General features: G+C 60.4%; 12 protein-coding genes. 4 read left to right on the top strand and 8 right to left on the bottom strand.

Annotation, left to right across the window (positions count from 1 at the left end; translation table 11 throughout):
* Positions 1-348 (top strand): Smr/MutS family protein (locus AADA04_RS05095; RefSeq protein ID WP_340692163.1); only part of this gene is annotated, 348 nt, incomplete at its 5' end.
* Between the two features lie 12 nt (positions 349-360).
* Here the strand turns inward: AADA04_RS05095 and AADA04_RS05090 are convergent.
* Positions 361-1035 carry a cell cycle transcriptional regulator TrcR gene (locus tag AADA04_RS05090; protein WP_340692162.1) on the bottom strand — a complete coding sequence of 225 codons (675 nt, stop codon included), beginning with the start codon at positions 1033-1035 and terminating at the stop codon, positions 361-363.
* Between the two features lie 135 nt (positions 1036-1170).
* Positions 1171-2145 (bottom strand): NAD(P)H-quinone oxidoreductase, encoded by a 975-nt coding sequence (locus tag AADA04_RS05085; protein ID WP_340692161.1) that lies wholly within the window; start codon positions 2143-2145, stop codon positions 1171-1173.
* 100 nt (positions 2146-2245) lie between these two features.
* Between AADA04_RS05085 and AADA04_RS05080 the strand changes: the two genes are divergently transcribed.
* Positions 2246-2425 (top strand): DUF1192 domain-containing protein, encoded by a 180-nt coding sequence (locus AADA04_RS05080; RefSeq protein WP_340692160.1) that lies wholly within the window; start codon positions 2246-2248, stop codon positions 2423-2425.
* A gap of 63 nt (positions 2426-2488) precedes the next feature.
* Positions 2489-3037, top strand: a complete 549-nt coding sequence (locus tag AADA04_RS05075; protein WP_340692159.1) for a DUF1465 family protein — start codon at positions 2489-2491, stop codon at positions 3035-3037.
* A gap of 6 nt (positions 3038-3043) precedes the next feature.
* On the opposite strand, the gene AADA04_RS05070 is transcribed toward AADA04_RS05075, so the two are convergent.
* Together AADA04_RS05070 and AADA04_RS05065 are read right to left on the bottom strand one after the other, a co-directional pair.
* Positions 3044-4102 (bottom strand): acyltransferase family protein, encoded by a 1059-nt coding sequence (locus tag AADA04_RS05070; protein ID WP_340692158.1) that lies wholly within the window; start codon positions 4100-4102, stop codon positions 3044-3046.
* Positions 4103-4166: 64 nt separating this feature from the next.
* Complete coding sequence (locus AADA04_RS05065) at positions 4167-4766, bottom strand: TetR/AcrR family transcriptional regulator (protein WP_340692157.1); 600 nt, start codon at positions 4764-4766, stop codon at positions 4167-4169.
* A gap of 149 nt (positions 4767-4915) precedes the next feature.
* Between AADA04_RS05065 and AADA04_RS05060 the strand changes: the two genes are divergently transcribed.
* Positions 4916-5542, top strand: a complete 627-nt coding sequence (locus AADA04_RS05060; RefSeq protein ID WP_340692156.1) for a carbonic anhydrase — start codon at positions 4916-4918, stop codon at positions 5540-5542.
* Here the strand turns inward: AADA04_RS05060 and AADA04_RS05055 are convergent.
* The 4 genes from AADA04_RS05055 to AADA04_RS05040 all read right to left on the bottom strand — a co-directional run bounded on the left by AADA04_RS05055 (position 5535) and on the right by AADA04_RS05040 (position 7784).
* Entirely contained in the window at positions 5535-6158 is a 624-nt protein-coding gene (locus tag AADA04_RS05055; protein ID WP_340692155.1) for a LysE family translocator, read from the bottom strand. The two genes, AADA04_RS05060 and AADA04_RS05055, sit on opposite strands and share 8 nt — an antisense overlap.
* A gap of 20 nt (positions 6159-6178) precedes the next feature.
* Positions 6179-6709, bottom strand: a complete 531-nt coding sequence (gene ppa, locus AADA04_RS05050; protein WP_340692154.1) for an inorganic diphosphatase — start codon at positions 6707-6709, stop codon at positions 6179-6181.
* A gap of 125 nt (positions 6710-6834) precedes the next feature.
* Entirely contained in the window at positions 6835-7134 is a 300-nt protein-coding gene (locus tag AADA04_RS05045) for a putative quinol monooxygenase (RefSeq protein WP_340692153.1), read from the bottom strand.
* 35 nt (positions 7135-7169) lie between these two features.
* The gene (locus AADA04_RS05040) at positions 7170-7784 is read right to left on the bottom strand and encodes a TIGR02466 family protein (protein WP_340692152.1); all 615 of its coding nucleotides are present in this window, start codon (positions 7782-7784) and stop codon (positions 7170-7172) included.
* Positions 7785-7805 lie beyond the last annotated feature (21 nt).

The raw sequence follows: 7805 nt of genomic DNA, 5'->3' as shown, positions 1-7805 counted from the left end.
CCACACCCTCAGCCCCCCCCGGCCACACCCGCAAATCGGGGGAAAGAGAAGCGCGTAAAACGGGGAAAGCTGGTCGTCTCTGCCACATTCGACCTGCATGGCCACACCCAGGCAAGCGCGGCGCAGATCCTGCCCGGCTTCCTGTCAGGCGCACAGCTGGACGGCGCGCGATGTGTCTTGGTGATTACAGGAAAGGGCCGGCTCGGCGAAGGCGTCCTGAAGCGCAACTTCCTCAACTGGCTCGAAACGCCGGAAGCCAGGAGAATGGTCTCGGGTTACGCCGAAGCGCACCAGCGCCATGGCGGCGCGGGTGCGTTCTACGTGTTTCTTCGGAAACTGCAGTTGTAACTGCAGACGACGTTAGCTGAAGTCGCGGAAGACGTCGGCGGCAGACACGTCTTTCTTGCGCTCTTCCTTTTCCGGCTCTGGCTCGTATGCAGCGGCATCGTCCTGCGTCGGCACCAGGCCCGGGCCTTCTGCATTGAGGCCTTTTTCAGCCTCGATGCGACGGCGTTTGTCAGCCGACTTGGCGATCACTTCATCGAGCTCGATCTGCGTGCAAAGGCCCAGCGTCACAGGGTCAACCGGGCGGATGGCCTGCGAATTCCAGTGCGACTTGTCGCGCACGTTATTGATCGTCGATTTCGTCGTTCCGATCGTCTTGGAAATCTGCGCATCCGACACTTCCGGGTGGTTGCGAATGAACCAGGCGACGGCATCCGGCTTGTCGGCGCGGCGGACAACAGGCGTGTACCGGCTGCCCTTGCGTGGCGGCTGAGGGATATGCGCGATCTTGGATGCCGCAATTTTTAGAACATAATCAGGGTTCTCTTCGCCGCGAGCAATCTCCTCGCGCGACAGGATACCACCGGCGATCGGGTCAACGCCGCGCATGTTCTCGGCAACGTCTCCGTCAGCGATACCTTTGACCTCGAGATGGTGCAGGCCACAAAAAGCGGAAATCTGGGTGAAGGTCAGTGTCGTATTGTCCAGCAGCCAGACGGCGGTCGCCTTGGGCATCAGTATCTCGGACATGGGTGTCTCCTTGGAGCGCGTTGGGGCCTGAAATGCAGCCGCCCGACACTTCGTGCCGGGCGGTCAAGGTTTCAGGCAAGCTTGGAACCTGTTCCGCTTATAGGCCAATCAGCCCGGAATGGAAAGATACTCACTTCACCGCGCGAGGATGATCTTGCCAGAATGCTTGCCTTCACCCATCCGGGCATGCGCCGCTTCGGCATCTTCAAAGGCAAATTTGCTGTCGAGAACAGGGCGTATCCGGCCGGATACGACATGCGGCCAGAAGTCCTTCTCCACTGCATCCCGGATCCGTTGTTTCTCAGGCACCGGGCGCGCCCTCAGCGTTGTCGCCGCAAGGGTCAGGCGCTTCATCAGCACGGGCGCGAAATTCACACTGGTCTGGAAGCCGTTCTGGTAAGCGATATTGACAATCCGACCGTCAATCTTCGCCGCGCCGATGTTTTTCTGCACGTAGTCGCCGCCGACCATGTCGAGAATGACATCGGCCCCGCCTTCAGCACGGACAATGGCTTCGAAATCCTCGTCGCGATAATTGATCGCCCGGTCAGCCCCCAGGTCGGCGGCCAGGGCGCACTTCTCGGCGCTGCCAGCTGTCGTGAAGATTTTCCCGGCGCCTGCGACACGCGCCATCTGGATCGCCATCACACCGATACCGCTGGTGCCGCCATGACAGAGGAAATCCTCGCGCGCCTTCAGTCCGACGCGATCAAATACGTTGGCCCAGACGGTAAACAGGGCTTCCGGGAAACAGGCCGCGTTCACCATGTCCATGCCCGCGGGCACAGGGAGGAGCGATCCCTGGTCGACGCTGGCATACTCGGCATAACCACCGCCAGACAGCAGGCCACACACCGCGTCACCGACTTTCCAGCGGGTCACGCCGTCTCCGAGCGCCTTGATGTGTCCTGATATCTCAAGCCCGAGGATCGGCGAGGCCCCGGGAGGAGGTGGATACGCCCCCGTACGCTGTATCAGGTCCGCCCGGTTGAGACCGGCGGCCGCAACCTCGACAAGCACTTCGCCCAGCCCGGCGACAGGTGCTTTGACGTCGCCCCAGCGCAACGGTGCGCCTTCGTCTACAATCACGGCTTTCATCATTTCGGTCATTCAGTTTGTTCCTTCAGGAAAATCGCGTCCGGGGAGTCGCTTCTAGCCTGCCTTTCTGTTTTTATGAAAGACTGCCATCGAATGCAGAGGAGGCTTGGCCGTGTTCGAAGAAGAACCGATCCTGACAAATCGCGCCCAGACGCTTGACCAGATGTCGATCGAGGAGCTGCATGAGCGCATTCGCGTCCTGCGCTGCAGAATCGAAGATTGCGAAGTGGAAATCGCCAAGAAAGAGGCCCAGAAATCAGCGGCGGATGCCCTGTTTGGCGGAAAGAGTTAAGGCCCCGGAAACGGGTTGTAAGCTAAGTATTCCTATTGGCGTTCGTGTTCTAAGGTATTGAAGATGGCAGTAAACGGGTCACCCGAAAACGGTTCCGAAAGCCTCAACAGCTTTACCGGGGGCAAGCTCTTCGACACCGTCTTCGGTCGGGGCATGGCGCTCGTTGAAGAAACAGCGTCTTACCTTGATGGGCCAGGCCGCGAGCATGCGCGTGCGCTGCCGCGTGAAGCCGGCCTTACCTATTCCGCCTGGAGCATGGAGCTGACAACGCGCCTGATGCAGGCTGCGAGCTGGCTGGTCATGCAGAAAGCCGTGCGTGATGGTGAGATGCGCCGCGAAGAGGCGTCCGCCCGCAAATACCGCATTCGCCGGGATGATCCTCCGCTCGACGCAGAAGCCCAGCGTGACAGGGGCCTGCCGCTGCGTTTCCTTGAACTGGTGGCGCGATCAGAAGCCTTGTTCGAACAGATCTGTCGTCTCGACCAGGCGCTCTATAGCGCGCCGGTTCCGGGGCAAGCCAAGAATGCCGTATCCGACCAGATTGCCCAGCTGCAAAAGGCGGCCGAGACGGGTGCGTTTGACCCTCTGATGGTCTGGCACCGCGCGAAATAGATCAAATCAGGCGTTGCTGGACGCAGTTGGCGGTGGTGGTAACAGGCTGGCCGAGCCGTTATTTCGGGCATTCATCAAGCGCAGTCGGCGGGGCCGCCTATAGAGCACGTTCAGTGGTGTCTCGCGGGCGAGCCGATAGAACACCAGCGGCAATGTGACTGCGCCGAGCGTGATCACGAGGCAGGCTAAGCCCGCATTCGTGGCCTGTCCGTTCGCAGCGAACCCGTGCTGCAATACCGTCATTGGAATCACGAATGTCAGGTAGATGATCAGGCAGTGCCGGCCCGCATAGCCGATCATGGACAGCCACGGGATCCGGTTAAGCTGTATGCCGAGTGCAATGACGGCTGCCGTGCCGGTGAATCCGAGAGCAAGGCTGATCAGCGGCAGACCAGAGACGCCCAGGACCACGAAAGCAGCATTCGCGATCGTCCACCCCAGCAGCACGTTCCACAAGGGTTTTGTGTGCCCGCTCACGCGCTCTGCAAGTTCGAATACCTGCGGTGCGGCGACAGAGCCTGCAAAGAAGAACACATACCAGGCACCAAACATGTTCGCGACGTTCCAGCCTGTATCGATCCAGCCCGTTGCAAAGGCGATTTGGGTGAGAGCGGCGGCAATGAAGACTTTTCGCGCGGGCAGGAAGCGGATGAGCCGCGTCACGGCGTGAAATACGACCAGCATGTAGACGAGTACAAGGCTATCGGTCGGCTCGGCCAGGGCCCTCAGGACACCAGCCAGGAACGCGGTCGGTTCAGTTACGAGCAGGCTGGCGTCCAGCGCGGCTTTCTGGATCAACAGCCAAATCAGGTAGAAATAAGCGAAATGCAGGATCTTCCGGTCGAAAAAGTGCTTTGTCGAACCAAACAGGGAGAGGTTCAGAAATAAGGCTGCCAGCACGAAAAAGGCGGGAATCAGGAATGGCGAAGACCAGGCTATGACAGGCGTCATCCAGCTATCGTGCTGGATCAGGTCGCCATAGCTTGACGTCGTGTACATTGCGACGATCAGAACGATGCAAACGCCTTTGGCGTGATCGACCCAGTTGATGCGTCCCTGTTGCATATCTTGATACCCCGGTTTTGGTTACCGGGTCTGGTGCAAGATTCATGCTGTATTGGACGGAATCCTAGAAAGTGGCGTAAACGCGCAGGAAATTACCGGCCTGTTCGGCGCAGAATCCTTCGCGAACAGGGGCCCGCATGACCATCAGGCGATGCCAGAGTGGTCCCAACAGGAGTTCCACGACCTCATCCAGGTCGAAATCGCGTCGAATAACGCGTTTTCCGGCCAATTCGGCTAAAAGCATGCGCAAGGGCTGGCGAATGTCGCGGCTGATCCATGCGCGCCAGACTTCCCCGGCTTCTTTGTCATCTGCAGCAGCCAGCAGGGCGACGCGCAGAACGGCATGCCCTTGTCCGGTGCGGGCGGTCGCTTCGAGCGGCACGATCAGGGCGGTAATGCGCTCCTGCGGGTCCCGGCCACCATCGGGGCTGTCGGGAATCAGGGCGAGGGCCGCATCGACGCACATCGCACCAATGGAAGGCCACCAGCGGTAAATCGTTTGTTTCGAGGCGCTGGCCCGTTTGGCCACGCTGTCGACGCTGAAGGCCCGCCAACCGTTTTCGGCCATTTCGACACGCGTTGCTTCGAGGATCGCCGCCTTCGACGCCTCGCTTCGCGTCGGGCCCTTTCGGGAGGCCTTGGAGCCTTCGGTTGCAGTCGTCATGGATGTCTCCTGAAAAGGCGATGGGCGGTCGCAGGCGCCGTGACGCCTCCTTTGCTATTATAAGCATATCGCTAACAAATTGTCCCGATCCGGCTTGCTGATTGCGGATTATGCAGTACTCAAGCGACGAGCAGTCAGGAAAGCGTCACATGGAATCGATTGATGACTTGATTTCGGGCTACCGGCGGTTTCGCGCTGGCGCCTATGCAGAGCAGGCCAGCCTGTATCGCGAACTTGGCGAAGGCCAGGACCCGAACATCATGCTGATTGCGTGCGCCGACAGTCGTGCCGAACCGTCCGACATATTCAACGCGGCGCCGGGACAATTGTTCGTCGTCCGCAACGTCGCCAATCTGGTGCCGCCCTACCAGCCAGATGGCGGTCTTCACGGTGTGAGCGCGGCGCTCGAATATGCAGTCAACGTGCTGGAGGTCGAGAATATCGTCGTCATGGGCCATGGCGGCTGCGGCGGGATTTCCGCGTCACTGGGTGGGCAGGGCAATCCTGCGATCGGTGAATTTGTCACGCCGTGGGTCAGCTTGCTGGAAACCGCCCGGGAGCGCGTTGCCGCGAGCGGATCGATCAATCCCCAGTTCGCTCTGGAACTGGAAGGCATCGAGGTGTCCTTGCAGAACCTGCTCACTTTTCCATTCGTCTCAAAGGCGGTTGAGGCCGGCAAGCTGTCGCTCCACGGCGCCTGGTTTGCGATCGTTCATGGTGAGTTGCACTGGCGCAACGCCAAAACGGGCCGATTTGAAGTCGTTTCGACTACTTAGTCGTGGTCAGAACGGCGGCAAATATTGCCGAAGCCAGCATGGCCGCGGCCGCAGCCCGATTGAACCAGAGAGCAAAGCCCGGATTCTGGAAGCGGTGGTTCATCGCGTCGGCAGCCCAGGCATAGACGGTCAGGCCCAGCATCTCGGTGACTGTCACGGTCGCCATGATGATACCCGCCTGGAGTGCGACAGGGCGCGAGGCGTCAAAATATCCGGGAAGCAGAAGGCCGAAGAAAACCAGCGCATTTGGGTTCAGTAGCTGAAGCCCGACACCGCGACCGAACAGGCTGGCTTTCGGTGGCGCCTGTGAAGCGCTGGCGCGAGGTTGGGACGGATCGCCCGTCGCCATGTTCCAGGCGAGCCAACTGATGAACAAAAGCCCGGCAATCTTGAGCGCCAGCAGCAAACCGGGGGCGCCGGCGGCGAAGGTTGCGATGCCTGTCGCTGCCAGGGAAATCCAGACCAGGTTCGCGGCCGATACGCCGACTGCAGGAACAAGGGCCGTGGCGGCGCCATAGCGGAGCGACGTGCTCATCACCATCATGACAGCAGGACCGGGCGTCAGACCCCCGGCAAAGAACAATGCAAGCAGGGCGATCCAGACGCTGATGTCCATGAGCTAGGCGTGGTCGCGCTTCAGGCTTTCTTGCCGCGTTCGACGGCGAGCGAAATCAGTTCGCGCGCCTTTTCGATGCCATACCAGCCTTCGATACGGGTCCATTTGCCCTTTTCGAGATCCTTGTAGTGCTCGAAGAAGTGCGCCGTCTTGTCGATCAGCGTCTGTGGCAGGTCGTGATAGGTCGCGATCTTGTCGTAATAGCTTGTCAGGGCGCCGTGCGGCACGGCGAGGATCTTTTCGTCAGGGCCTTTGTCATCCGTCATCATCAGGACGCCGACGGGGCGCGAGCGGACGACGCTTCCGGGCACCAGAGGACGGTTGCCGACGACCATGACGTCGATCGGGTCGCCATCCAGGCTGAGCGTGTGCGGCACGAACCCGTAATTACAGGGGTAGCGCATCTCGGTGTAGAGATAGCGGTCGACGAACATCGCGCCGGACGCCTTGTCGATCTCGTACTTGATCGGATCGCCGCCCAGCGGGACTTCGATCAGGACATTGATATCGTCGGGCGGGTTGTTGCCAGTGGCAATCTTGGAAAGGTCCATGGGACGAGGCTCGCTTGATGGGTCTGGGAGAGTTGATCGTGCTGGCGAGGCGGATGGCCTGTCGCGAGGTTCAGGTCAAGTCCGTCGCGCGCCCGAGTGGGTTAACGGAGCGTGATGGTTGGGATTCAGGCGATCTGTTGGCGCTGGGCGTCGAAAATTTTCATGTCGGGCGGCGTCGGTGACAATTTGCGGAGACGCTTCACGAAGTCCCGGCTGGCGGGCACGTCGAAATGTGCAAGCAGGGCGGGCATGTCGGTCCAGTATTCGACAAAGACGAGGCGCGCCGGATCTTCGCAATCGGCATGGACGTTGTGAGCAATACAGCCGGGCTCGGTGCGGGACCGGGCGACGTGCTCCAGGCTGAGGTCAAGGACAGCGTCATGGATATCCGGCGTGGTCACAACGCTCCCGATAACGATGATCATCTCGGTATCTCCCGGGAGCGCTGGCCAATCAGCCGTCAGGACCGCTTGAGCGCATAATTGAAACTGATGGACAGGCGCGGCGTCTCCGACCGGTTTGGCATCACTTCGTGGCGCAGCCAGCTTTCCCAGAACATGGCGTGTCCCTGATTTGGGTTGGCGTAGACAAAGCGGCGGGCTGTTTCAGGCGCATCGTCCAGCGGCTGGGGCGCGGCCATCATCAAGCCGAGGCGCGGGTCCTCGAACTTCAATTGGCCGGCGCCTTCAGGGATGCTCACATAATAGGTTCCGGAGATCACGCTGCCGGGATGGATATGGCCGGAATGACTGCCGCTTTCCCCGAGGATATTGACCCATAGCCCGTTGAGCTCGAGGGCCTGGTCCTGCATGTCCCAGTGCAGGTCGCGGGCAAACTTGGCCGCTTCGGCATCGAGGAAAGCCAGCAGCTCTGCGACCTCGGGAAACCGCTCGGGCAGGTCGTCGAGCGAGGCGTAGGACGTGTAGCCGTCATAGCCCTCATTGTCGCACCAGTCATTGCCTGCCTCGTCTTCGTCCTCGAGTACCCAGCACACTTTTTCCAGTGATTTGCGCAGGGGCTCATCACCGATTTCGGCGTGGCGGAGAAGGGTGGGGAAGAGGGTCTGCAGGGTCATTGGAAGGGGGTGCCTTGGGGG

The sequence above is a fragment of the Hyphomonas sp. genome (assembly GCF_037969335.1).
In the GTDB taxonomy this organism is placed as follows: domain Bacteria; phylum Pseudomonadota; class Alphaproteobacteria; order Caulobacterales; family Hyphomonadaceae; genus Hyphomonas.
Note: the sequence above shows the minus strand (reverse complement) of the source record. Positions and strands in the feature narration are given on the sequence as shown.